Annotated in this window: 23 protein-coding genes and 1 riboswitch; of the genes, 10 read left to right on the forward strand and 13 right to left on the reverse strand. The window is 73.5% G+C overall.

From position 1 onward, the window contains the following. Positions 1 to 121 precede the first annotated feature (121 nt). Positions 122 to 373: a (2Fe-2S)-binding protein gene (locus ACFZDL_RS11675; RefSeq protein ID WP_353592873.1), complete on the forward strand. Its 252-nt coding sequence runs from the start codon at positions 122 to 124 to the stop codon at positions 371 to 373. Positions 374 to 393: 20 nt separating this feature from the next. On the opposite strand, the gene bfr is transcribed toward ACFZDL_RS11675, so the two are convergent. Next, a complete protein-coding gene (gene bfr / locus ACFZDL_RS11680; RefSeq protein ID WP_353592874.1) occupies positions 394 to 873 on the reverse strand; it encodes a bacterioferritin in 480 nt (159 codons plus the stop codon). Between the two features lie 157 nt (positions 874 to 1030). On the opposite strand from bfr, the gene ACFZDL_RS11685 reads away from it, so the two are divergent. Further along, a complete protein-coding gene (locus tag ACFZDL_RS11685) occupies positions 1031 to 1654 on the forward strand; it encodes a sulfite oxidase-like oxidoreductase (RefSeq protein ID WP_353592875.1) in 624 nt (207 codons plus the stop codon). Between the two features lie 34 nt (positions 1655 to 1688). Here ACFZDL_RS11685 and ACFZDL_RS11690 read toward each other — a convergent pair whose 3' ends face one another. The 7 genes from ACFZDL_RS11690 to thiO all read right to left on the reverse strand — a co-directional run bounded on the left by ACFZDL_RS11690 (position 1689) and on the right by thiO (position 8253). Beyond that, the gene (locus tag ACFZDL_RS11690) at positions 1689 to 2240 is read right to left on the reverse strand and encodes a DUF4396 domain-containing protein (protein WP_353593059.1); all 552 of its coding nucleotides are present in this window, start codon (positions 2238 to 2240) and stop codon (positions 1689 to 1691) included. A 101-nt stretch (positions 2241 to 2341) separates the two neighbouring features. Next, positions 2342 to 3223 (reverse strand): deoxyribonuclease IV, encoded by an 882-nt coding sequence (locus ACFZDL_RS11695; protein WP_353592876.1) that lies wholly within the window; start codon positions 3221 to 3223, stop codon positions 2342 to 2344. 81 nt (positions 3224 to 3304) lie between these two features. After that, on the reverse strand, positions 3305 to 5257 hold the full coding sequence (gene pknB, locus ACFZDL_RS11700) for a Stk1 family PASTA domain-containing Ser/Thr kinase (protein WP_353592877.1): 1953 nt from the start codon (positions 5255 to 5257) through the stop codon (positions 3305 to 3307). 134 nt (positions 5258 to 5391) lie between these two features. Beyond that, the gene (locus tag ACFZDL_RS11705; RefSeq protein ID WP_353592878.1) at positions 5392 to 5844 is read right to left on the reverse strand and encodes an SRPBCC domain-containing protein; all 453 of its coding nucleotides are present in this window, start codon (positions 5842 to 5844) and stop codon (positions 5392 to 5394) included. Positions 5845 to 5869: 25 nt separating this feature from the next. Next, a complete protein-coding gene (locus tag ACFZDL_RS11710) occupies positions 5870 to 6763 on the reverse strand; it encodes a thiazole synthase (protein WP_353592879.1) in 894 nt (297 codons plus the stop codon). A gap of 6 nt (positions 6764 to 6769) precedes the next feature. Continuing rightward, complete coding sequence (gene thiS, locus ACFZDL_RS11715) at positions 6770 to 6970, reverse strand: sulfur carrier protein ThiS (RefSeq protein WP_353593060.1); 201 nt, start codon at positions 6968 to 6970, stop codon at positions 6770 to 6772. A gap of 29 nt (positions 6971 to 6999) precedes the next feature. Next, entirely contained in the window at positions 7000 to 8253 is a 1254-nt protein-coding gene (thiO, locus tag ACFZDL_RS11720) for a glycine oxidase ThiO (RefSeq protein WP_353592880.1), read from the reverse strand. After that, a riboswitch (TPP riboswitch) is annotated at positions 8250 to 8364 on the reverse strand. Its footprint overlaps the gene before it by 4 nt. A 139-nt stretch (positions 8365 to 8503) precedes the next feature. Between thiO and ACFZDL_RS11725 the strand changes: the two genes are divergently transcribed. From ACFZDL_RS11725 to ACFZDL_RS11745, 5 genes are all read left to right on the forward strand, one after another. After that, positions 8504 to 9754: an FAD-dependent oxidoreductase gene (locus ACFZDL_RS11725; RefSeq protein ID WP_391190965.1), complete on the forward strand. Its 1251-nt coding sequence runs from the start codon at positions 8504 to 8506 to the stop codon at positions 9752 to 9754. A 113-nt stretch (positions 9755 to 9867) separates the two neighbouring features. Further along, positions 9868 to 10233 (forward strand): Rv2175c family DNA-binding protein, encoded by a 366-nt coding sequence (locus tag ACFZDL_RS11730; RefSeq protein WP_065958576.1) that lies wholly within the window; start codon positions 9868 to 9870, stop codon positions 10231 to 10233. Positions 10234 to 10367: 134 nt separating this feature from the next. Continuing rightward, the gene (gene thiE, locus ACFZDL_RS11735; RefSeq protein WP_353592881.1) at positions 10368 to 11024 is read left to right on the forward strand and encodes a thiamine phosphate synthase; all 657 of its coding nucleotides are present in this window, start codon (positions 10368 to 10370) and stop codon (positions 11022 to 11024) included. Between the two features lie 153 nt (positions 11025 to 11177). Then, entirely contained in the window at positions 11178 to 12095 is a 918-nt protein-coding gene (gene metF / locus ACFZDL_RS11740) for a methylenetetrahydrofolate reductase [NAD(P)H] (protein WP_353592882.1), read from the forward strand. A gap of 39 nt (positions 12096 to 12134) precedes the next feature. Beyond that, positions 12135 to 13088 (forward strand): hypothetical protein, encoded by a 954-nt coding sequence (locus ACFZDL_RS11745; protein ID WP_353592883.1) that lies wholly within the window; start codon positions 12135 to 12137, stop codon positions 13086 to 13088. Positions 13089 to 13625: 537 nt separating this feature from the next. Here ACFZDL_RS11745 and ACFZDL_RS11750 read toward each other — a convergent pair. Together ACFZDL_RS11750 and ACFZDL_RS11755 are read right to left on the reverse strand one after the other, a co-directional pair. Then, a complete protein-coding gene (locus tag ACFZDL_RS11750) occupies positions 13626 to 15221 on the reverse strand; it encodes an NAD(P)/FAD-dependent oxidoreductase (RefSeq protein ID WP_353592884.1) in 1596 nt (531 codons plus the stop codon). A 300-nt stretch (positions 15222 to 15521) separates the two neighbouring features. Next, on the reverse strand, positions 15522 to 16163 hold the full coding sequence (locus ACFZDL_RS11755; protein WP_353592885.1) for a TetR/AcrR family transcriptional regulator: 642 nt from the start codon (positions 16161 to 16163) through the stop codon (positions 15522 to 15524). Positions 16164 to 16356: 193 nt separating this feature from the next. On the opposite strand from ACFZDL_RS11755, the gene ACFZDL_RS11760 reads away from it, so the two are divergent. The 3 genes from ACFZDL_RS11760 (at position 16357) to ACFZDL_RS11770 (ending at position 18566) form a co-directional block, all read left to right on the forward strand. Beyond that, entirely contained in the window at positions 16357 to 16899 is a 543-nt protein-coding gene (locus ACFZDL_RS11760) for an SAV_6107 family HEPN domain-containing protein (protein WP_353592886.1), read from the forward strand. A 201-nt stretch (positions 16900 to 17100) separates the two neighbouring features. Continuing rightward, the gene (locus ACFZDL_RS11765; protein WP_353592887.1) at positions 17101 to 17883 is read left to right on the forward strand and encodes a methyltransferase; all 783 of its coding nucleotides are present in this window, start codon (positions 17101 to 17103) and stop codon (positions 17881 to 17883) included. A 281-nt stretch (positions 17884 to 18164) separates the two neighbouring features. Then, positions 18165 to 18566, forward strand: coding sequence for a DUF3040 domain-containing protein (locus ACFZDL_RS11770; protein ID WP_353592888.1), 402 nt, complete (start codon positions 18165 to 18167; stop codon positions 18564 to 18566). A gap of 227 nt (positions 18567 to 18793) precedes the next feature. Here ACFZDL_RS11770 and ACFZDL_RS11775 read toward each other — a convergent pair whose 3' ends face one another. The 3 genes from ACFZDL_RS11775 to ACFZDL_RS11785 are packed head-to-tail and all read right to left on the reverse strand — an operon-like array spanning position 18794 to position 23753. Continuing rightward, positions 18794 to 21226, reverse strand: a complete 2433-nt coding sequence (locus ACFZDL_RS11775; protein ID WP_353592889.1) for a DUF3488 and transglutaminase-like domain-containing protein — start codon at positions 21224 to 21226, stop codon at positions 18794 to 18796. Then, positions 21223 to 22614: a DUF58 domain-containing protein gene (locus ACFZDL_RS11780; protein ID WP_391190970.1), complete on the reverse strand. Its 1392-nt coding sequence runs from the start codon at positions 22612 to 22614 to the stop codon at positions 21223 to 21225. The genes ACFZDL_RS11775 and ACFZDL_RS11780 overlap by 4 nt, the downstream gene beginning before the upstream one ends. Next, positions 22614 to 23753, reverse strand: coding sequence for a MoxR family ATPase (locus ACFZDL_RS11785; RefSeq protein WP_353592890.1), 1140 nt, complete (start codon positions 23751 to 23753; stop codon positions 22614 to 22616). The genes ACFZDL_RS11780 and ACFZDL_RS11785 overlap by 1 nt, the downstream gene beginning before the upstream one ends. Between the last annotated feature and the right edge of the window lie 149 nt (positions 23754 to 23902).

Below are 23902 nucleotides of genomic sequence, written 5' to 3' on the forward strand. Positions count from 1 at the left end.
CACCGGGACTGAACGGTGCGATGGGGCGCGGATCACATGGTCCGCGCCCCATCGGCGTTGTCGTCCCTCCCGAGGGGAAGGTAAGGTAAGGGTTACCTCACTGATCGATCTGGAGAGCCGCGTGTACGTCTGCTCATGCTTCGGCATCACCGAGAAGCAGGTGCGCGAGCACGCCGAGTCCGGCGCCTGCACCCCGCGCCAGATCGCGGGTGCCTGCAAGGCCGGTACGGACTGCGGCTCGTGCGTACGCCGCATCCAGGCGCTGCTGGGCCGCGGCGCGTGCCCCCGGCGCGAGTCCCTGGACACCCTCGGCCCGGCCGGGGTGCCCGCCGTCGCGTCGGCGTCCGAGCCCCGGGTCGCGGAAGCCGCGTAACGCTCCGGCCGGCTCGCCGGTCAGGTCTCCGGCTGCTGGATCTGCTGGGCGAGGTAAAGCGCCTCGCCGAGCTTCTCGACCAGCGCGAGCTGGGTGTCGAGATAGTCGATGTGGTGCTCCTCGTCGGCGAGGATGTCCTCGAAGATATTGGCCGAGGTGATGTCGCCCTTGGTCCGCATGACCTCGATGCCGCGCTTGAGGCGGTCGATGGCCTCGATTTCCACCTGCCGGTCCGCCTGGAACATCTCGGTGACGGTCTGGCCCACGCGGACGTGGAACAACCGCTGGTAATTGGGCAGCCCGTCCAGGAGAAGGATCCGATCGGTGATCATCTCCGCGTGCTTCATCTCGTCGAACGATTCCGCCCGGGTGTAGGCCGCGAGCTTCGTCCAGCCGAAGTTGTCCTGCATCTTCGAATGCAGGAAGTACTGGTTGATCGCGGTCAGCTCACCGGTCAGCTGCTCGTTGAGAAACTCGAGGACCTCGGGGTCGCCCTGCATCGAAGGGGCTCCTTCCAATCCGAACGGGATGGCGGGTTGTGCGCATCGTCGCACCGCGCTGTCGAGAGCGTCCAGTAAGTGCACGCTTAGTATGAGTTGCCCGGATAGCTGCTGCCCTGGTCACGACCACCCCCGATGGTCTGACACCATGGAGTCCATGGGTCAGTCGGAAAGCCGCGAGGGGGAGCCCGGACAGCTGCCTCCGGGGCAGCGGCTGCAGCGCGGTTGGCCGGTTACGCACTATGGGCCGGTCCCCAAGTTCAAGCCGGACCGCTGGGAGTTCCGGGTCTTCGGCGCCACGGCCGACGGGGAAAAGCACGCCTGGACGCATGACGAGTTCTCGGCGCTGCCGTACTCCACCGTCGTGGCCGATCTGCACTGCGTGACGAAATTCAGCATGCTGGGCGCGGAATGGGGCGGCGTGGCGGCGCGTCGGATCGTGGAACTCGCGCCGCCCGCTCCCGAGGTCACGCATGTCATGGTGTGGGCGGAGTACGGCTTCAGCTCGAATCTGCGGCTCTCGGATTTCACCGCCGAGAAGACCATCTTCGCCACCCACAAGGACGGCGAGCTGCTCACCGCCGAGCACGGATTTCCGGTCCGGCTGATCGTCCCCCATCTCTATGCCTGGAAGGGGCCCAAATGGGTCCGGGGCGTGGAGTACATGACCGCCGACCGCCGTGGCTTCTGGGAGGAGCGCGGCTACCACAACATCGGCGACCCGTGGCAGGAACAGCGCTACTCGTACCAGGAGCAGCCGGGGGAGGGCCCGGAGCTGTAGCGGTGCCCCGGCGGCGTCGGTGGCCCCGGCGGGGTCAGTGGTACTGGTGCACCACGGCGTGGCCCTTGCCGCGGCCGATCATCCACCGGTTGACGGGGGTGGTCACCGCGAAGGCGACCACGAAGGACAGCGCGAGGCTGAGCCAGAACAGCGCGTCGGACAGCGTCGCGTCCATCGCTCCCGGGAAGACCAGGATGGTCGCGTTGTCGGCGAGCTCCATCACGGTGATCGAGACCGTGTCCGCGGCGAGCGCGACCTTGAGGGCCGTACGCGGGTCCAGTCCGGCGCGCAGCACGCCGCGCATGGTGAGCGAGTAGCCGAAGACGAAAGCGAGCATGATCGCCAGGACCATGGTCGGGGCGTTGTGCCAGCCGAGCGCGGTGCCGATGGCCATGCCCAGGATCTCGCCGATGGCGCAGCCGGTCAGGCAGTGCAGCGTGGCCTGGGCGGCCATGGCCCAGTTCGCCGGGGCGTGGCCGGCGTGTGTCCCGTGGCCGGTATGACCTGCGTGATCGGTGTGGTCGGTTAGGTCGGCGTCGCCGTGCTGGTGGTGCTCATGGCCGGCGTGTGCGTCGTGCCGCTCCATCGGGGTCACTCTCCGGAGGGTGATGGTGTTCCTGCCGTCTTTCCTTCCACCAGCTCAGATACCCCACCGGGGTATTCCCGATGCCTGTCAACTCTCTGCCGTCAGCTGTCGCGGAGCTCCTTGAGCCGCGCCACGTCCGCCGCGTGCCCCTCCTTGCCGCCCGGCGTCTCGATCACCAGCGGCACCCCCTTCGTCGCCGGATGCCGGAACAGCTCCCGGAACGGATCGGCGCCGATATGGCCCGCGCCGATGTTCTCGTGGCGGTCCTTGTGGGCCCCGACGACGTCCTTGGAGTCATTGGCGTGGATGAGTTTCAGCCGCCCCTTGCCCGTGACCGCGACCAGCTCGTCCAGCGTCTTCTTCATCCCGCCCGGGGCCGCCAGGTCATGACCGGCGGCGAAGACATGGCAGGTGTCCAGGCAGACGCCCAGCTTCGGATGCCGGTCCAGCGCGTCGAAGTACGGGCCCAGGTCCTCGACCAGCGCACACAGCGAGGCGCCCTGCCCGGCCGTCGGCTCGAGCAGCAGCCAGGGGTCGTCGTCGTGGCTCAGCTCGTCGAGCAGCGGCAGGACGCGCTCCCGCACCTGGGCGATCGCCTTGGGCCGTGCCCGGCCGCCGGTGGCGGAGCCCGTGTGGACGACGACGCCCGGCGCGCCGATGGCGCGGCCCCGCCGCAGCGAGTGGCGCAGCGAGTCGACCGACCGCTCGGCCGTCTCGGCGCTGTGCGAGCCGAAGTTGATCAGGTAGGGGGCGTGCACGTACGCCTGGACCGACTGCTCGGCACACGCCGCGCGGAACTTCTCGTCCTGCGCCGCCACCCCGCGCGGGGTGGCCCAGCCACGCGGGTTGGCGACGAAGACCTGGACGGCCTCGGCGCCGATGTCACGGGCGTACGGCAGGCCGACGGTGGCCAGGCCGCCGGCCACGCGGATATGGCCGCCGACCGGATTGCGGTCGCGGGTGCGGTTCTTGGGCGTACTCACGAGCCCAGGGTGCCAGTCCGGGCCCGACGGCCGTGAGCCGGGCCCGGGGGAGATCCCCTGAGGGCTCCCTCAGGGGACGCCCTAGAAGACTCCCTTGAACTTGATCGTGACGGTGCTGCCCTTGGGTGCCTTGTCCCCGCCCTCCACCGACTGGTCGGAGACCTTGTCACCGGGGAACAGCAGCGGCTTGTCCACGTCGACCTCGAAGCCCGCCGCCTCCAGCGTCTGCTTGGCGTCGCCCTCGGACATGCCCGTGACGTCCGGCACCTCGATCATCTCCTGGCCCTTGGACAGGGTCAGCGTCACCTTGTCGCCCTTGGCGCCCACGGCGCCCCCGTCCGCGGCCGGGGACTGGTCCGCGACCGAGCCCTTGTCCTCGTCGGAGAAGACCCGCTCCGACGCGATCTCCACCGTGAATCCCGCCTCGGTCAGCTCGGCCCGGGCGTCCTCCTCGGACTCGCCGATCACATCGGGGATCTCGATCTTGGGGCCCCTGCTGACCATGATCCCCACGGGGGTGTCCGGCCGGCGGGTGGTGCCGGCCTTCGGGTCGGTGCTGAGCACCGAGCCCTGGGGCGTCTCGTCGCTGAAGTCCTCGGTCACCTCGCCGACGGACAGATTCGCGTCCGAGATCTGCTGCTTCGCCTGCTTGAGCGGCATACCCACGACATTGGGCACCTTGGTGCGCGGCGGCCCGTCGGAGATGTGGACCGTCACCGTGCCGGTGTCGCGGATCTGCTTGCCGCCGCCCGGGTCGGTCTTGATGACCCTGCCCTTGTCCACGGCATCGCTGAACTCCCGGGTGATCTTCACCTCGAGCCCGGCGTCCTTCAGCTTGTTCCGGGCGTCCGCCTCGGACTTGCCCAGCACATAGGGCACCTTGGTGAACTGGCCGGAATTGATGTACCAGATGCCCACCCCGAGGCCGAGCGCGAGCAGCAGCCCGACCACGATCGTCACGATCCCGCGGCGCGGCAGCCGGCCGCGGCCGGCGGGCCGCGGGGGGCGCCCGCCCTGCGGCGGCTGAGGCGGCAGCTCCAGCCGGCTGGTGAGATTGAGCTGCTGCTCATCGGCGGGCACCGGCCCCCCGATGCCGCCGACCGGGCGCGGGATCACGCTCGTACGGTTCTCGGAGCCGTCGTGCGCGTCCGCCTTGGCCTGCGGGGGCACGGCGTCGAGCTGTTCGTCGCTCAGCGCGGCACGCGCTTCCCGCGCGAGGCCGAGCAGTTCGACGGCGTCGGCGGGGCGCTGCCCGAGCTCACGGGCGGTGGCCGCGGCGACCAGGCCGTCCAGCTGCGGCGCGACCCCCGGCGCACTCGCGGAGGGCGGGGGCACGTCCTCGTTCAGCCGCTGGTAGAGGACCTGCGCCGGGGTGGTCCCGGTGTGCGGTTTGGCGCCGGTCAGCATCTCGTAGAGCACCACACCGCAGGCGTAGACATCGGCGCGGGTGTCGGCCGTGCCGTGCTCGATCTGCTCGGGCGCGAGATAGGAGACGGTGCCCAGCAGGGTGCCGGTGGAGGCGCTGGTGTTGGTGTCCACGGCCCGCACCAGTCCGAAGTCGGCGACCTTCACCCGGCCGTCGTCGCCGATCAGCACGTTCTCCGGCTTCATGTCCCGGTGGACGAACCCCGCGAGGTGCGCCGCCCCGAGCGCGGCCAGCACCGGCTCCAGGATGTCCAGCGCGGCCCGCGGCTGCAGCGCGCCGCGCTCACGCAGCACATCGCGCAGCGTGCACCCGGCGACGTACTCCATCGCGAGATAGACGTGGGAGCCGTCGGTGCCCTGGTCGTACACGCCCACCACATTGGGGTGGGCGAGCCTGGCCACGGATTTCGCCTCGCGGATGAAGCGCTCGACGAAGGAGTCGTCGGTGGAGAGCGACTGATGCATCACCTTGAGGGCCAGTACGCGGTCGAGCCGTGTGTCGACGGCGCGGTAGACCGTCGCCATGCCGCCCACGGCGATGCGCGCCTCGACGCGGTAGCGGCCGTCGAGCAGCTGTCCGACCAAGGGATCATGCAGGGTCGTATCCACGAGAGAGCAGTCTACGAGCCGCTACGACACGCAAGGTCGCTTGCCAGGCCCGGGCGCGGGACTGGTGCCGAACGGTGACATGCCCTGGCCGCGCGCGTGTTCCTGGCCGTACGCGCGCCCTTTGAACACGGGCCCTAGTTGTGCGACGCGGCGGCCAGCGCGGACAGCTCCTCCAGCGCGGTGGTCCAGGTCGCGGCGGCGTACTCCGCGTGCTTGGCCTTCGCGTCCTCCGGCACCGCGAGCTCCTGGATGCCGCTTTCGGCCAGGCGGAGCCGGGTGCCGTGGCCCTCGGCGGAGAGCGCGAACTCCACCAGGGTCGAGTCGCCCGGTTCCGCGCCCAGGGGGCGGTCCGGCTCGCTGGCGAGCCGGAAGCGGAACAGCGCGTCCGGCACCGCCTTCTCCACCTTGCCGTGGAACTCCCCCTGGTCATCCCAGCGGAAGCGGAGCGTCCCGCCGGGACGCGGGTCGATCTCGCACCCCTCGAACGCGTACCAGACGCGGATGTGCTCGGGGGTCGTCAGCACCCGCCACACGCGGTCGACGGGCGCCTGGACGTACACCTCGCGCTCGATCCGGTCGGCCACCATGCCACCACGCTAACCGCTCACCGCCCTACCCGAACGCCGGGCGCTCCGGGTCCAGCGCGGCCAGCCCCTCCGCAGGTGAGGAGGCGTGGGCGAAATGGCGGCGCGGGATGCGGCCGGCGCGGTGCGCCAGCCGGCCGGCCCGGACCGCGTGCCGCATGGCCTCGGCCATCAGGACGGGCTCCTGGGCGCGGGTGACGGCGGACGCGAGCATCACCGCCGCACAGCCCAGCTCCATGGCGAGCGCGGCGTCCGAGGCGGTGCCCGCCCCCGCGTCCAGGATCACCGGGACCGTGGCGCGCTCGACGATCAGCTGGAAGTTGTGCGGATTGCGGATGCCGAGACCGGAGCCGATGGGGGAGCCCAGCGGCATGATCGCGGCGCAGCCCACGTCCTCCAGTTTGCGGGCCAGGACCGGGTCGTCGTTGGTGTACGGCAGGACGGTGAAGCCGTCGTCGACCAGCGTCTCGGCGGCGTCCAGCAGCTCGACCGGGTCGGGGAGCAGGGTGCGCTCGTCGGCCACCACCTCCAGCTTGACCCAGTCGGTGCCCAGCGCCTCCCGCGCCAGCCGGGCGGTCAGCACCGCCTCGCCGGCCGTGAAGCACCCGGCGGTGTTGGGCAGCACGCGGATGCCGTGCCGGTCGAGCACCGACAGGACCGAGCCCTGCACGGTGGGGTCCAGGCGGCGCATCGCGACGGTGGTGAGCTCCGTACCGGAGGCGAGCAGCGAGCGCTCCATGACCTCCAGGCTGGGCGCGCCGCCGGTGCCCATGATCAGGCGGGAGGTGAAGGCGGTCCCCGCGATGGTGAGCGGGTCCGGGTCCGGGTCCGGGGTCCGGTTCCGGTCCGGGTCCGGTGCAGGCCCGGGGCGGACCGTGGCGTACGTCGTGTCGTGCATGGTGTCCTGCGTCGTCTCGGCCATCTGGGTTCAGCCTCCTTGGACCGCGGTGAGGACCTCGACCCGGTCTCCGTCGACGAGCGGGGTGGCGGGCCACTGGCCGCGCGGGACGACCTGTTCGTTGACGGCCGCGGCGACCCCCGAGCGCGCCGGGGTCAGCTCCGCGACCAGCAGGTCGAGGGTGGTGCCGCCGGGGAGCTCGCGGGGCTCGCCGTTCACGGAGACGGTCATGGAGGCGGTCGGGCCGGTCATGGGGGCGCTCATGAGGGCTGCTCCTGCGGTACGGGGGTGGTGGGGCTGACGGGCGCGGCCTGGAAGCGCCGCGGGGAGAACGGCCGGGCCTCGTCGGGGAGTTCGCCGCGCGTCAGCGCCTCGGCCATGACATCGCCCGTGACGGGGGTGAGGAGGACGCCGTTGCGGTAGTGGCCGGTGGCCACGAACAGGCCGGGCAGCGCGCTCGGGCCGAGCAGCGGCGCGTTGTCGGGGGAGCCGGGGCGCAGCCCGGCACGGGTTTCGACGAGCGGCAGCTCGGTGATGCCGGGCACCAGCTCATGCGCGTCGCGCAGCAGTTCGTAGACGCCGCCCGCGGTGACCGTGGTGTCCCAGCCGAGCTCTTCGGAGGTGGCGCCGACGACCAGCTCGCCGTTCTCGCGCGGCACCAGATAGACGTGCCCGCCGCGCACCTCGGCCCGTACGGTCCGGGACAGGAACGGCGCGTACGCGGGCGGCACGCGCAGCCGCAGCACCTGGCCCTTGACGGGGCGTACGGGGGGCAGCACGTCCTCCGGGACGCCCGCGAGCCGTCCGCTGAAGCTGCCCGCGGCCAGCACGGTCCGCTCGGCGGCCAGCCGTGTGCCGTCGGCGAGTTGGACGCCGGTCGCGCGGTCAGCCGTGAGCGTGAGCCGCTCCGCGCGGGCGCGGTGGAAGACCACGCCGGCCCGTTCGCACGCGGCCAGCAGCGCCGCCGCCAGCCGCCGCGGGTCGACCTGATGGTCCCCGTCCACGCGCAGGCCCCCGCGCACGCCCGGCGCGAGCATCGGCTCCAGGCGCCGGCATTCGCGCCCCGTCAGCCACTGTGACTCCAGTCCGAGCCGCCGCTGGAAGTCATGGAGTTCGCGCAGGTGGGCACGGTCGTCGGGGTCGAAGGCCACGGCGAGCGTGCCGCAGGCGCGGTAGCCGACGTCCTGGCCGCTCGCCTCCTCCAGCTCGGCCACGAACTCCGGATAGCGGCGCGCGGAGGCCAGGTTGAGGGCGAGCAGCGTCTGCTCGCCGTAGTGGAGCTCGGTGACGGCCGCGAGCATCCCGGCCGCCACCTGGGCCGCGCCGCCGCCCGGCGCCGGATCGGCGACGGCGGTGCGCAGCCCCCGCTGGGCCGCCCGCCAGGCCGTGACCAGGCCGATGACACCGCCTCCGACGACCAGCGCGTCGTACGGTCCGTCCGGCGGTCCGTCCGATGGCCCGTCCGGCTGCGTACGTGAGGATGTGCGCGATGCGTTCGCGCGCGATGCGTGCATGGCTGTAACGCCCCTCCCTTCGCCGGCATGACCCGGATCAGGTTCGTACGGTCGGAGGCCGCTTCAGCCTCCCTCTCAGCCCGGTGCGTCCGGGCTCCCGCGAGTGCTTCGTCCCGCCAACCCTAGTACGAGGCCGGAACCGCCCGGAAGGGCGAGCGCCGCCGGGCGACCCGCCCGCGGCCGCTCCTGTGCCGGAGATCTCGTCCGCCGGTTCTCCGGTCGGCCCCTCGCGCCGCCCTACAGTGATCGTGTGAGCGATGAGACGACGAAATCGGCGTCCGCGGGGGGCAGCGGGCAGCAAGTGGTGATCGTCGGCGCGGGGATGGCCGGGGTGCAGACCGCCGTCGCGCTGCGTGACCAGGGCTGGACCGGCGGCATCCTGCTGCTCGGCGCCGAGGCGCACCAGCCGTACGACCGGCCGCCGCTGTCCAAGGCCGTCCTGCTCGGCAAGGCCGAGGGCTCGGCCTTCGACGTGGACTTCGCCGCGCTCGGCGTCGAGCTGCGCCTCGGGGTGTCCGTCACCGGCCTGGACACCGGCGCGCGGCGGCTTCAGACCGCGGCGGGCCCGGTGCCGTACGACGTCCTGGTGATCGCCACCGGCGCCGAGCCGATCACCCTGCCCGGCGGCGAGGGCGCGCCCGGCGTGCATCTGCTGCGCACGCTGGACGACGCGGAGCGGCTGCGCCCGGTGCTCGCCGGGCAGCGCGAGATCGTGGTGGTCGGGGCGGGCTGGATCGGCGCGGAGTTCGCCACGGCGGCGCGCGAGGCGGGCTGCGCCGTGACCGTCGTGGAGGCCGCCGACCGCCCGCTGGCGGGCGCCCTCCCGGCCGAGGTCGCGGCCCCCATGGCCGGCTGGTACGCCGACTACGGCGTCGAGCTGGTCACCGGCGCGCAGGTGGCCTCCGTGGACGAGCAGGGGGTGCTGCTCCGGGACGGCACCCGGCTGAGCGCCGACGCGGTGGTCATCGGCATCGGGGCGCGGCCCGCCACGGGCTGGCTGGCGGACTCGGGCGTCGAGCTGGCCCCTGACCGGTCCGTCGCCGCCGACGAACAGCTGCGCACCTCGGCGCCCGACGTGTACGCCGTCGGGGACTGCGCGTCCTTCCCCTCCGCCCGCTACGGCGAGCGGCTGCTGGTGCACCACTGGGACAACGCCCTGCAGGGGCCGCGCACCGTCGCCGCCAATGTGGTCGGCAGCCGGAACGCGCACTTCACCGGTTCGGTCTACGACCCGGTGCCGTATTTCTGGTCCGAGCAGTTCGGCCGCTTCGTGCAGTACGCGGGCCACCACGCCGCCGCCGACGAACTCGTCTGGCGCGGCGACCCGCAGGGCGCGGCCTGGTCGGTGTGCTGGCTGCGCGACGGGGCGCTGGTCGCCCTGCTGGCCGTCGGCCGTCCGCGCGATCTGGCCCAGGGCCGCAAGCTGATCGAGCAGGGCTCCCGGCTGGACCGCGGCCGCGCCGCGGACCCGTCGGTGCCGCTCAAGTCGGCGGTCCTGTGACCCTCGGCGCGCCCCGGCGGTGACCTCGGCCGAGGGCGGCTGACGCGGGCGCGGCGGCACCTGTGCCGGGTGCCCGACTACCCACTGTCAGTCCCAGATGGCAGGCTTGTCCCGTGACCGAGATTGACGCAAAGATCGATGCTCTCGTCCCCGCCTGGCTCACCCTCCCCGACGTCGCCGAACGGCTCGGTGTCGAGGTGACGCGCGTGCGGCAGCTGGTCAAGGAGGGTCAGCTGATCGCGGTGCGCCGTGGCGAGAACCGGGTGCTCCAGGTGCCCGCCGAGTTCATCGGTGACGGAAAGGTCGTCAAGGGCCTGGTGGGCACCCTGACGCTGCTGAAGGACGACGGCTTCAGCGACGAAGAGATGCTGGAGTGGCTCTTCACCCCGGATCCGAGCCTGCCGGGCACCCCGGCCCAGGCCCTGCGCGAGAATCGCGGCACAGAGGTCAAGCGCCGCGCCCAGGCGCTCGCCGTCTGAGCCGCCGCACCACCATCCGTACCGTCTGAATCACCACCGCTGAATCACCACCGCGGCGTACGGGCCGGCCGCTCCGGTCCGTACGCCGCCGACATGCCGCCGACACGTCGCCGACCCAGGGGAGAGCCGTCCCGATGGCCACCACCGCCGCCCGCGAGCAGCTTGCCGACGCCCGGCTCTATCTGTGCACCGACGCCCGCCGGCGCCAGGGCGATCTGCCGGAGTTCCTGGACGCCGTCCTGGCATCGGGGGTGGACATCGTCCAGCTGCGCGACAAGGGCATGGAGGCGCGCGAGGAGCTGGACCACCTCGCGGTGTTCGCCGACGCCTGCCGCCGCCACGGCAAGCTGCTGGCGGTCAACGACCGGGCGGATGTCGCCCATGCCATCGGCTCCGACGTGCTGCACCTGGGCCAGGGCGATCTGCCGGTCCCGGCGGCGCGCGCGATCCTCGGGGCGGACGTGCTGATCGGACGGTCCACCCATGCGCCGGCCGAGGCGGAGGCCGCTGCCGCCGAGCCGGGCGTCGACTACTTCTGCACCGGGCCCTGCTGGCCCACCCCCACCAAGCCGGGCCGGCCCGCCCCGGGCCTGTCGCTGGTGCGCCACACCGCCGCCCTGAAGCCCGCGCTGCCCTGGTTCGCCATCGGCGGAATCGACGCCTCGAACCTGGACGAGGTGCTGGAGGCGGGCGCGCGGCGGATCGTCGTCGTGCGGGCGATCACCGCGGCCGATGACCCCGGCGCGGCCGCGGCCGAGCTGGCCAAGCGGGTGCGCGCCCGGGACCTGTGAGGGGTGTGCCCGCGGCCCGTGAGGGGCGCGTCGGCCCGCTCGTCGTCGGCTCGTCGTCGGCAAAGTGTCCGCAGTACGGACCAATGCCCGGCGAAAGGGGCATAACGCCGCCTTCGGCTGGGCGTGCGCCGAACCGCTGGCTAACCTTCCCGTATGGCCCTAGGCACAGCCTCCACCAGGACGGATCGCGCACGGACGGTGCGTGATCTGCTCGCATCAGGCGAGCAGTCGTACTCCTTCGAATTCTTCGCCCCGAAGACGGAGAAGGGAGAACAGACGCTGTGGAACGCCATCCGTCGGCTCGAAGCCGTCTCACCGACCTTCGTCTCCGTGACCTACGGAGCGGGCGGCTCCTCCCGTGAGGGGACCGTGCGCGTCACCGAGCGCATCGCGACCGACACCACGCTCACCCCGGTCGCCCACCTCACCGCCGTCAACCACTCCCGCGCCGAACTCCGCAACATCATCGGGCAGTACGCGGGCGCCGGCATCCGCAACATGCTGGCGCTGCGCGGCGACCCGCCCGGCGACCCGATGGGCGAGTGGGTCCGCCACCCCGACGGCGTCACCTACGCCGCCGAACTGGTCGAGCTGATCAAGGAGTCGGGGGACTTCTGCGTCGGCGTCGCGGCCTTCCCCGAGATGCACCCGCGCTCGGCCGACTGGGACACCGACGTCCGCCACTTCGTGGACAAGTGCCGGGCGGGCGCGGACTTCGCGATCACTCAGATGTTCTTCTACGCGGAGGACTATCTGCGGCTGCGTGACCGGGTCGCCGCCACGGGCTGTACGACGCCGATCATCCCTGAGATCATGCCCGTCACGAACGTGAAGCAGATCGAGCGCTTCGCGCAACTGAGCAACGCCGCCTTCCCCCCGGACCTCGCGGAGCGGATCCTGGCGGTGAAGGACGACGCGGCGGCTGTACGCTCGATCGGGATCGACTACGCCACGCAGCTGTGTGCGCGGTTGATGGCCGAGGAGATCCCCGGACTTCACTTCATTACGCTGAACCACTCCCCGGCGACACTGGAGATCTACGAGAATCTGGGACTGCATCAGCGGTCCTGAGGACGGCAGCCGACGGGCGGCCGCACGAGAGGGGCGGGCATGGGCTGGGCGGTCCTCTACATCGCGTTCGGCGTGGTCGCGCTGTGGCTGCTGGGAGAGGTGCTGCTGCAGTACAAGGCGCGGCTGCGCTGGCGGCTCCTCGCCTTCACCGGTTTCCTCGGCGTGGTGGCCGGGGTGCTCATCCCGTCCGTGCCGGTGATCGGCGCGGGGGCGGTCGCCTTCGCGATCGGCCAGACGTACGTGACGCTGTCCTTCCGGCGCGGCTTCGTCGCCGGGTGGGCGCTGCGCGGGGTGCCCGGCCTCAACCGCGGGGAGGACGAGAGCGCCCCGCCCCCGGTGGACGCCGAGCCGACGCTCCAGGTCTCCGACCTGGAGGCGGTCCCGGTGGCCGCGCCGGAGCCACCCGCGTACCAGCCGGAGCCGCTGCCCGACGACACGGGCGAGTACGGCGTCTACGGCGACTCCGCCGCGCACGCCGCACACAGCGTGCCCGGCGCCGCCAACGCGGGGGTCGGCGGCTACGGCGGCTATGACAGTTACGGCGGCTACGGCACCCCGGACGGCCAGGCCGTCTACGCGGACGCGGCCCAGGGCCACAGCAACGGCCAGGACATCTACGCGGACGCCGGGCAGTACGGCTACGGCGCCGGGGCGTACGCGGGCTATGCCGACCCGTACGACGGCTCGCAGCAGCCGGGCTACGAGCAGCAGGGCGGTCAGGGTTACGCCGACCAGCACCAGCAGTACGCCGGGCAGTACGCCGCCTACGGCCAGGACCAGTACGGCGGTGGCAGCCTCGGCGACCACTACGCGGCGGAGCCCTCCTACGGCGGGCAGCAGCAGTACGCCCCGGACGCCGGGATGCAGCCCGGCGGGGGCTGGGTCCCCCAGCAGCGCGACGGCGACGCGGGGCTCCCGCAGGACGAGTCGCCGTACCCGTACCAGCAGCAGGACTACAACAGCGGCGGCTACGACGAGCGGTACCGCTACTGAGGGCTGAGGGCTGAGGGCTGAGGGCTGAGGGCTGACGGCTCTTGGCGGGGGCCGGACACTCCGCTGCCCGCCGCGGCAGCGGCCCGTGCCCCCGCCCTGCCCGGCCGTCCCGGCGCGGCCAACCGGGCGCCGGGCCGCCCGCGCCATCCGGGCCCTGTCGCGCCGGGCCCCGGGTCAGAGGGCCGCAGCCGCGGCCGAGAGCCTTGGCCGTCCGCGCCACTTCGGCTCGCGGCGCGACAGGGCCCGGCGCCGTCCCAGCGGGCGCCAGTGGCCGGGACACACTGCCGCGCGGGGCGCGCATGCGCCGCTGACCTGGGGGCGACTGGCGACTGTCCCACCGGGTGCCACCGGCCGGGACGCATGGCCGCGCGCGGCGCGAGGGTGCGCAGCCGGTCCGGGGGCACCTGGCCGGCGGGTGGTCGGCCGTTGCTGGCGTGGCGCGGACGGCCCCGGCGGGCCACGCCGCGGCCGGGGCGCGGTGAGGCCCCCGCGGCGCCCCGCCGCGTCACCGCCGTAGCGCCGCGGTGGTCACCGCGGTCACTGCGAGCCGCGCCAGTCCGCGCCCCCGACGATGAGCCCGGCCACCATCGCGCCGGACATCCCCGCATGGGCCAGCCCGCCGCCCGGATGCGCCCAGCCGCCCGCCAGATAAAGGCCCGGCAGCCGGGTCGCGTTGGCGGGGCGCAGAAAGCGGCCCTCCGCGCCGGCCAGCGCGGGCCCGGGCACGGCGCCACGCGCGGCCCCGGTGGCCGCGGCGGTGTCGGCGGGGGTGCGCACCTCGCGCCACAGGATGCGGTCGCGCAGCCCCGGCATCGCCGGCTCGGCGGCCGCCACGAGCCGGTCCGCGTCCTCCTCGGCGGCCGTGCCGTCGATCCAGTCCACCGGCCCGTGCGGGGCGACGGTCGCGGTGAGCGTGACGGCCTCGTGGTCCTCGTCGGGGCGGGTCGTGGGGTCGTCCGGGCGCAGCACGGTCACCGTCGGGCGGGGGCACAGTGCGCGCGTCCTGAGGCTGTCACCGGGCCCGCCGGGCCCGCCCGCCTCGCCGAAGACCGCCGCCAGCTCGGCGCCGCGATCCGGGGTGTGGACCACGGTGCGGTGCGCCGCGCCCCGGGGACGCGCGCCGCGCAGCGCGAGGAAGACCGTGAGCCGCCCCGCCGCACCGCCGCCGGGACCGCCGCCGGCCCCGGCGGCGGGGCGCACATCGCCGTCGCGCCAGGGCTCGGCCCCGCCCAGCAGCGCGGGCAGCAGCGCCGGGTCGATGCCGGCCACCACCGCGTCCGCCTCCGCCACCGAGCCGTCCGCCAGCTCCACGCCCGCCGCGCGCCCGTCCTTCTCGACGATGCCGACGACCTCGGTGTCGAAGCTGAACCGCACCTTCCGGGCCCGGCAGCGCTCGTACACCGCGTCGGCCAGCGCCCGCATTCCGCCGCGCGCGTACCAGGTGCCGAAGGTCTGCTCCAGATAGGGCAGCACCGCGGCGCCGGCCGGAGCGGTGCGCGGATCGAGGCTGTGCGCGAGCGCGTGGCTCTCCAGCAGGGCGACGGCCCTGGGGTCCTTCAGCTCGCGGCGCGCCACATCGGCGAGCGTGACGGGCTGCCGGGCGGCTCCGCCGTCCCGCCGGAACCACCCGGCGAGCCCGCGGCGGGCCGGCACCGGATACGGGTCACGGCCCAGGGTCTGCCAGTCCGCGCGCAGCGGCTCCTCGAGCAGCGGTCTGCGGGTGGCGTCCCAGGCCTCGCGCGCCCGGTTGACCAGGTCGCTCCAGCGCTCGCCCACGCCCGCGCCGAAAGCGTCGTCCAGCGCCCCGAGGACCCCCGCCCGCGAGGCGTTGGGCAGCGGGACGTCCGTGCCGTCGGCGAAGACGTGCCTGCTCGCGGGGTCGACCTGGGTCAGCTCGACGCACTGCTCCAGGGTTTCCTTGCCGGTCTTCACAAACAGATCGCGATAGACGGCGGGCAGATGGAGCAGCCCGGGGCCGGTGTCGAAGGCGAAGCCGTCACGCTCGAAGCGCCCGACCCCGCCGCCATGGGTCCGCCCGCGCTCGTACACCGCCACCTGGTGGCCCGCGACGGCCAGCCGGGCGGCGGCCGCCATGGCGCCCATCCCGGCGCCGATCACCGCAATCCGTGCCATGACCGCGACTTTATCCGCCGCCACCGACACCCGGGCACCGCGGCCTGGGGACAACCGCCCAGGGCTTGAGTACGTGTACCTAGCCGGACAGATGAGTAGCCGCGCGGATGGGTCATGACCTGCGCGGACGGGAGAGTGGTGAGCGCGGAAGGGGCGCGGCGCCGGACCGCCGACACGGGGCGGCGGAACGGCGTGGCGACCTGTCCGAGCCGGGGGAGTCCCCCGGGGGAGTACGGGGGGTGCTGTTCCGGCGCGGGTCGATCGGGGTTCGAACCGCACCAGAACAGCACCTTCTGGGCGTCAGGCCCGGCCCGGGGCTCCGACCCCCTTGGCCGGGGCCCCGCTCACGCGTCCCTGCAGCAGCCGGGACAGCGCGGCGTGCACATCGTCCAGCGACCGCTCCGGCTGGTACGACTGCCAGTCCAGCGCCGCCACCAGCACCATCCCGAACACCGCCGAGGCCGTCAGCGGGATGTCGATGTCCTCGCTCAGCTCCCGCGCGGCCACGCCCTCCCGCAGCACCGACTCGATCACCGCTATGGCCTGCTGCCGCACCACCATCAGCGTGGGCTGCCAGGCGCGGTTGGTGCGCCACAGCTCGGCGACGTACAGCTGGGTCAGCGAGGGGTGGCGGGCGATGAAGTGCAGGCCCGCTCGGACCATGGCGTCCAGCGCGTCGACATGGCTGCCGCCGCGCTCGGCCGTCTCGTCGGCGGCGCTCTGGAGCGAGGCGGTCAGCAGCTCGATGCCGTGCCGCAGCAACTCCTCGAAGAGCACGGTCTTGCTCGCGAAGTTGTAGTAGACCGTGCCCTTGGCCACTCCGGCCCGTTCGGCGATCTCGTCCACGGTGGTGGAGGAGAACCCCTGCTCCGCGATGAGGGTGACCGCTGCCTCGAAAAGCTTCTGCCGGGTGGCCTGGCGACGCGTGCTGCTGCTGTCCATGGCGCTGATTGTGCCCGCTGCCCAAGTGGTCCCGCTCACAGGCCCGTTCCCGAGACGATCACGGGCTCAGCGCCGGGTGGAGCCGCTTCACCGACAGGTCAGAGCCGATTGTCAGTGGTGTGCCCCACGATGGGTCCATACGGCGGTCGCTCTACCACATGACCGGCCGCCACGCGACGACAGGAGGTTCGTCATGGCCAGTACCGCCGCAGCGCGCCGGCACCGTGCCGCCGCCCCTGCCCCTTCGTTGACCGGTCCCGCGAGCGATGTCCACCCCGTGCTGCGCCGCGCGTCCGCGCCGCCCGCCGCGCTCGACCTGCTCACCCAGGCCCACCACGGCCTGGAGGAGGCCGCCGGGCTGGAGACCGCCAATGAGCGCTTCGCCACCGCCCACCTCGCCGCCCTGCGCACGGCGGCCGCCGTGCTCGCCGTGCGCGGCCGCCCCGAGCCCACCGCGCGCCGCCGTGCGCGGATCCGCAGCGCTTGGGAAGTGCTGCCCGAGGTCGCTCCCGAACTGACCGAGTGGAGCGCCCTGTTCGCCGCCGGCGCCGACCGCAGGGCCCGCGCCGAGGCGGGCATACCAGGCGCGGCGACCTGCCGGGACGCGGACGATCTGCTGCGCGCCGTCGCGATGTTCCTGCGCCTGGTCGAGCGGATGCTGGCCCTCCAGCCCGCACTGCCGCAGCAGCCGCAGCACCCGCAGTCGGCCGCGCCCGGCGGGAGGGAGGGCGCGTAGCCGCGGGCCGGGCGCCGGGAGGCGCCGGTCGCGGGCCCGGGAGGAGACGCGGGGTCCCGGGCCTCGGACCGGCGCAGGGGCGCCTCCCAGCGGTGGCTGGGGGAGCATCGCGCCAGAGGCAATAGGCTGGGAGCGCCGACGTCAGTAACTCGTCGTCACCGCCATGGGCGGTGGCGGCACCGCGCCGAGGAGCCACCCACCGTGTCAGACCCGCTGCGCCCCCGTGCGTCCCTCCGTACCGCCGTGGTGTGGGAGGTCCTCAAAGACGCCTTGGACCGCCGGGTCAAGGCGGTGGGCCAGGGCCCCGGCGCGGGCGAGCGCGCCCCTGGTGCGCTTGACGTGCTCGACACCGGAGGCGGCAGCGGCAACTTCGCGGTGCCGGTCGCCCGCCTCGGCCACCGCGTCACGGTGGTCGACCCGAGCCCCAACGCGCTGTTCGCGCTGGAGCGGCGGGCCGCCGAGGCTGGGGTCGCCGACCGGGTCCGCGGGGTCCAGGGCGATGCCGCCGACCTGTTCGAGGTGGCCGAGCGCGGCGGTTATGACGTGGTGCTGTGCCATGGCGTGCTGGAGTACGTCGACGACCCGGCCGAGGGCCTGGGGAACGCCGTGGCGGCCCTGCGCCCGGCCGGGACGCTCAGTGTGCTCGCGGCGGGCCTCGGCGGCGCCGTGCTCGCCCGGGCGCTGGCCGGCCACTTCACCGAGGCCCGGCAAGCGCTTGCCGATCCGGCCGGCCGCTGGGGCGCCGGCGACCCGATGCCCCGCCGTTTCACCCCCGAGCAGCTGACCGGACTGGTCACGGGTGCGGGCCTGGAGGTCGGCGCGGTGCACGGGGTGCGGGTCTTCGCCGATCTGGTGCCCGGCGTGCTGGTCGACACCGAACCGGGCGCCCTGGACGCCCTGCTGCAACTGGAGGCCGCCGCCGCGGAGCTGCCCGCCTTCCACGCCGTCGCCACCCAGCTGCATGTGCTCGCGGAGCGCGACTGACCGCTACCGGCCCCTCCGGCCTGCATGACCGCATGACGGACGGCGCAGGTGGAGTAGGCCACAGGCCCTCCGATCGGCCGCCGTGCCCCGTATGATCGAGGTACACCGTCGGGCATGGCGGATCGGCGGGAGGGGAATGCACGTCTCAGCGTCAACTGTCGCCACGCGCGTACCGGTGACGAATTGGCGCAGAGGGGCGGGTTTCACGGGGGCGATTCCCTGCCTATCCTGAAAGGGTCGCACCCCGGTCGCCCCCCGCGACCGACGAGTAGGAGGACTCCGTGCCGCTCTCGGAGCACGAGCAGCGCATGCTCGAGCAAATGGAGCGAGCGCTGTACGCCGAAGACCCCAAGTTCGCGACAGCGCTTGAGGGCAGCGGCCTGCGCACGTACACCCGGCGACGGGTCTATCAGGCGATCGCGGGCTTTCTGGTGGGCGTTGCGCTCCTGATGGTCGGCGTGATCATTCCGCAGCAGATCTGGATCAGCGTGGTGGGCTTCCTCGTCATGCTGGGGTGTGCCGGGCTCGCGGTGACCGGCTGGCGCAAGGCGCCCAAGCCCGGCGAGCGGCCCCAGGCGGGCGGGGGCGGGCCTGCGGGCCGTCGCCAGAGCCGTCAGCGCCGCTCCATGATGAGCCGGATCGAGGAGCGGTGGCAGCGCCGCCGCGACGAGCAGGGCCACTGAGCCCTGACCACCCGGTTCCAAGGCGCTCGGCTGCTTCTCGGCTGCCGCTGGAAGACGCCCGGTCGAGCTGGTGCGGGAAGGTCTTCCGGCCTGCCGCGCAGACAGGAACCGCGTAAGCGAGCGCACGCCTCATCTCGGCAAGCGCACGCGCCATCTCGTGCATGAGCGAGGGGCGGCCGCCACTCGGCGGCCGCCCCTCGCTTCGCTGTCGCGTCCCCTCGTCCCCGTCAGCCCCGCTGACGGCTGGGACCGCCCCGCAGCCCGGACAGCCACCGTGCCCACCGGGGTGCGCCCCACCGCTCGACCAGCGCGGACCAGCGCGCCGAGGCCGCCCAGACCACCCGGACCGCCGACCGCGGGGCCAGCAACGCCCGCAGCCGGTCCCACCGCCCGGCCTTGGCCCGGAAACCGGCCAGCACCAACCGCACCTCGTCCCCGACGCCCGGAGCCGGACGCGGCCGCGGTGCGAACAGCACCTGCTCGACGGACGCGGCCACCCGCTGCGCCGCCTCTGCCGCCTCCTGGTCGAGCTCCGCCATCCGCACGATGCGGGCCACCGCGTTGCGCGAGGTCTGGGAGTCGTCCGGCACGATCCCGAAGTCCCAGGCGGTGTCGAGCAGTTCCCGCCAGGCCGCCAGGATCCGGTCGGCGGCGTCCTGCTCGGTGCGCCCGCCCGAGCCGCCCAGTCTGCGGGCCCGCAGCCGCTGCCGCCACAACATCGGCAGCAGGGGAATCACCAGCAGCAGCGCCGCGAACGAACTCCAGCCGATCTGCTTGCCGACCGACCAGCCGCCGCTCGAGGAGGGCTGTTCGGGCTGCTCGCCCGGGGCCCCGCCGCACTCGCCGAGCTTCTTCATGTCCTGCGCGCAGCTGTCCGACGCCGACGGCGCGGCCGACGGCTCCTCGGACGCGGTGGGCGCCTGCGTCGGCTCATCGGTGGAGTCGCCGGAGGGCGTCTGCTCCATCGTGTAGTCGGGCTGGGTGCCGCGGCTGGGGGTGGGCTCGAAACGGGTCCAGCCGACGCCCTCGAAGTACAGCTCGGGCCAGGCGTGGGCGTCCTTGAGCCCGACCGACACCGAGCCGTCCGCCTGCGCCGTGCCGGGGGTGAACCCGACGGCCACCCGGGCCGGGATGCCCAGCGTGCGGGCCATGGCCGCCATGGCGAAGGAGAAGTGGACGCAGAACCCCTCCTTCTGCTGCAGGAACTTGACGATGGCGGCCGAGCCGCTGCCCGACTGCACCCGCGTGTCGTAGCGGAACCCGCCGCTCACGGCGAACCAGTCCTGCAGCTTCACCGCCTGCTCATACGCGTTCGAAGCGCCCGCGGTCACCTGGCGCGCCGTGCGGGAGACGACGGACGGCAGCGAGTCCGGCACCTCGGTGTACTCCCGCAGCAGCTTCGCCGGCGGCTGTGGCGCCTCGGCCAGCTGCGCCGCGGTCGGCTCCACGACCAGGCTGTTGACCCGGTACCGCACACCGCGGGTGGTCTGTCCCCGGTCGCCGACCAGCGTCCGGCCCTCCGGCTCATAGCGCCAGCGGCCGTCGATGTCGACCTTCATGGCGGGGTAGGGGAGGGGCAGCCAGTTCTGCGCGTACCAGTCGGCGGCGGTGATCCTGGTGTCGATCGAGGAGACACGCACGGAGGCGCCGAGACCGGTCGGGGTGGGCAGATTGTCCGGCACGTCCTGGACATGCCGCTCGGAGGACTTCCACGCCGTCCCGTCGAACTTGTCCAGCGCGACGATCCGCAGATACATGTCCTGGGCGGTCTGGGAGGAGGTGCGGTACCGCAGCACCTCGCGGTTCTCCGGCTGGTTCAGGCTGTCCTGCAGCGACACCAGCGGGTTCACCGCCGAGATCGTCCCGTTTCCCCCGCTGCCGCCACCGCCGCCGTTCCGCTGGTCCAGCAGGCCGCCGTCCAGGGACGGCAGCACCGCGGGCACCGCCAGGGCGATCCCCAGCGCCAGCGCGCCGATCCTGCGGCCGGTGCGCACCGGGGCCAGCGCCGGGCTGCCGCCCGCCCCGGCCAGGCCCGAGGACCCCATCCCGTACGGGCGCGGGGCGCCGCCGCTGAACACCCGGCCCCACTGGGACAGCCGGTCCCGCCCCTCGGCCAGCAGCAACAGCAGATAGCCGGCCGCCGCCACCAGGAACCACAGCCAGTCGTCGCCGCCGTCGGACAGGCCCGCCGCGACCGAGTACAGCGCGAGCAGCGGCAGCCCGGCGGGGGCGGCGCTGCGGTAGGTCACCGCGAGCGCGTCGACCACAAGGCCTATCACCAGCACCCCGCCCACCAGCAGCAGCTTGATGCCGTCGGTGACCGGCGCCGGAATCGCGTACTGCCCCACGTCGACCGTGCCCTGCTGCAGCAGCCGCCCCAGCGCCTGGAACGCCTGCGGGCTCGGGAGCACCCCGGCAAGCGCCTCGTGGCGCGCGAAGGCGATCGTGAGCAGCAGCAGGCCCGTCACGGCCTGCGCCGCCAGGGTCAGCGGCCGCGCCAGCGGCACCCGGCGGGCCAGCGCGCCCACCGTGCTCTGGATCGCCAGCAGCAGTGCGGCCTGTACGAGCCAGCCGGGCTTGTCGACCAGCGGCAGCAACGCACAGGCCGCCGCCACCGTCGCCAGCGCGGCGCATATCGCCAGTCGCACGCTTCCACTCATGCCCAGCCCCCTGTCATACCGCCGCCCGCCGACGGCCGCCCGACGCCGGCCTGGACGCTGCCCTGGGCGTCGGCCTGCTGCCACAGCTGCGCCACCGTGGTGCCGGGGGTGACCGGCAGCGCCGTCCACCCCGACTCCCGCAGCATCCGCAGCCGCTCCTCCAGACCCCGCGGATCCGGGGCCCACGCGCCCCGGGACCAGGCGCCGCCGTCCAGGACGAACGCCACCGCCGTCCCGGTGCGGTGCCGCATCCGGCCGACCATCGTCGCCTGCTCCTCGTCCAGATCGCCGAGGAACGCCACCAGCAGCCCCTCGTTGCCACCGCGCAGCGCCTCGTAGGCCCGGGAGAGCCCGGCCTCCTCGGAGTGGTCCACCACCGCGAGGGTGTCGAGCATCAGCCCGGCCGTGTCCGCCGAGTCATGGCCCGAGCCGGTGAAGCCGCCCCCGCTGTCCGGGCCCGGCACCGAGGTGCCGGTGTCGGTCAGCAGCCGGACCCCATAGCCCCGCTCCAGCAGGTGCACCGCGGCCGAGGCCGCTCCGGAGACCGCCCACTCGAACGCCGAGTCCGGCCCCGAGCCCTGGTGGGCCACGCGCCGGGTGTCCAGCAGCACCGTGCAGCTGGCGCGCTGCGGCTGCTCCTCCCGGCGGACCATCAGCTCGCCGTAGCGCGCGGTGGACCGCCAGTGGACCCGGCGCAGATCGTCGCCGTGGCGGTAGCCGCGCGGGATGACGTCGTCCTCGCCCGCGAGCGCGAGCGACCGGTGCCGCCCGTCGCCGTAGCCCATGGCCTCGCCCGCGAAGCGCACCAGGGGCAGCGGCTCGACCCGCGGCACCACCGTCAGCGTGTCGTACGCGCTGAAGGAGCGGGTGAGCTCGCACATCCCGAACGGGTCGTTCAACCGCAGCTGCAGCGGGCCGAGCGGATAGCGGCCGCGCAGATCCGAGCGGACCCGGTAGGACACCTCGCGGCGCCCGCCCGGCTCCACCCTGTCCAGCACGAAACGCGGCCGCGGCCCGAGCACGTACGGCACGCGGTCCTGCAGCATCAGCAGGCCGGTGGGCAGCCGCGAGACATTGTCGATGCGCAGGTGCACCCGGGCCTCGGAGCCCGCCGGGACCCGCGCGGGCGAGAGCCGTCGGCTGCCCGCCACCCGGTAACGGGTGCGGTAGACCACGGCCACACACACCAGGGGCAGCGCCGCGAGCAGCAGCCCGACCCGCAGCAGATCGGCCTGCCCCAGGACATAGCTGCACACCGCGGCCGCCACCCCGGCCGCCAGGAACGAACGGCCGCGGGTGGTCAGGCCGGCGAGCGCCGCCCGCAGCCCGCCCCGGCCCTCGCGGCCGTCGTCGTCGCCGGGGGCCACGGGCATCCCCCCTGCCGCCATCACAGCCTCCGCGCGCCCGGCGGCTGCTGACCGTACTCAACCGGAGGCGCGGGCGGCACGGGCGGCATCGGACCGGCGCCGGGGGGCACCGGGCCGGCGCCGGGCGGCAGCGGCGCTCCGGGCGGTGGCATGGAGGCCGCGCCGGGCGGCATCTGCTGGCCCGCGCCGCGCGGAGCCGCGCTGGGCACCGGGGTGCGCTGCAATATGTCCGCCACCACCTGCTCCGAGGTGCGCCGGTTCAGCTGGGCCTGCGCGGTCGGCAGCAGCCGGTGGGCCAGTACGGCCACGGCGAGCGACTGCACATCGTCGGGCAGGGCGAAGTCCCGCCCGGCCAGCGCCGCGGCCGCCTTGGCCGCCCGCAGCAGATGCAGCGTCGCCCGCGGCGACGCGCCCAGCCGCAGGTCGGGGTGGTTGCGCGTGGCGGAGACCAGGTCGACCGCGTAACGCCGGACGGCCTCGGCCACATGGACCTCGCGGACCGCCTCGATGAGCTTGGCGATCTCATGGGCATGGGCCACCGGCTGCAGATCGTCCAGCGGGGAGACACCGCCGTGGATGTCCAGCATCTGCAGCTCGGCCTGCGGGCTGGGATAGCCGATCGAGACGCGCGCCATGAAGCGGTCGCGCTGCGCCTCGGGCAGCGGGTAGGTGCCCTCCATCTCGATCGGGTTCTGCGTGGCCACGACCATGAACGGGGTCGGCAGCTCGTACGTCTGCCCGTCGATGGTGACCTGCCGCTCCTCCATCGACTCCAGCAGCGCCGACTGGGTCTTGGGCGAGGCCCGGTTGATCTCGTCCCCGATGACGATCTGGGAGAAGATTGCACCGGGCTTGAACTCGAAGTCCTTCTGCTGCTGGTCGTAGACGCTCACGCCCGTGATGTCCGAAGGCAGCAGGTCGGGAGTGAACTGGATACGGCGCACCGAGCAGTCGATGGACTTCGCGAGCGCCTTGGCAAGCATGGTCTTTCCCACGCCCGGGACATCCTCCAGCAGGAGATGCCCCTCAGCGAGCAGTACGGTCAGCGAAAGCCGCACGACCTCGGGCTTGCCCTCGATCACACCCTCCACCGACCGGCGGACCCGCTCCGCTGTGGTGGTCAGATCGCTGAGGCTCGCTCGCTCGTCATAGGTCGTCACCCGGCCCTCCTCGGCCCGATCTCGGGGCCGCTGCCCTCGGAACGGACCGGCCCACCGCAACACGCTGGCATCGGCCCCCCGCAGGCCGCGGGGGGCGATGTCACATACGCATTCTTGCGGTCCCTGCCTCATCTCGTCACTCGGCTGTG

Source organism: Streptomyces sp. NPDC007917, assembly GCF_042959105.1.
GTDB lineage: Bacteria > Actinomycetota > Actinomycetes > Streptomycetales > Streptomycetaceae > Streptomyces.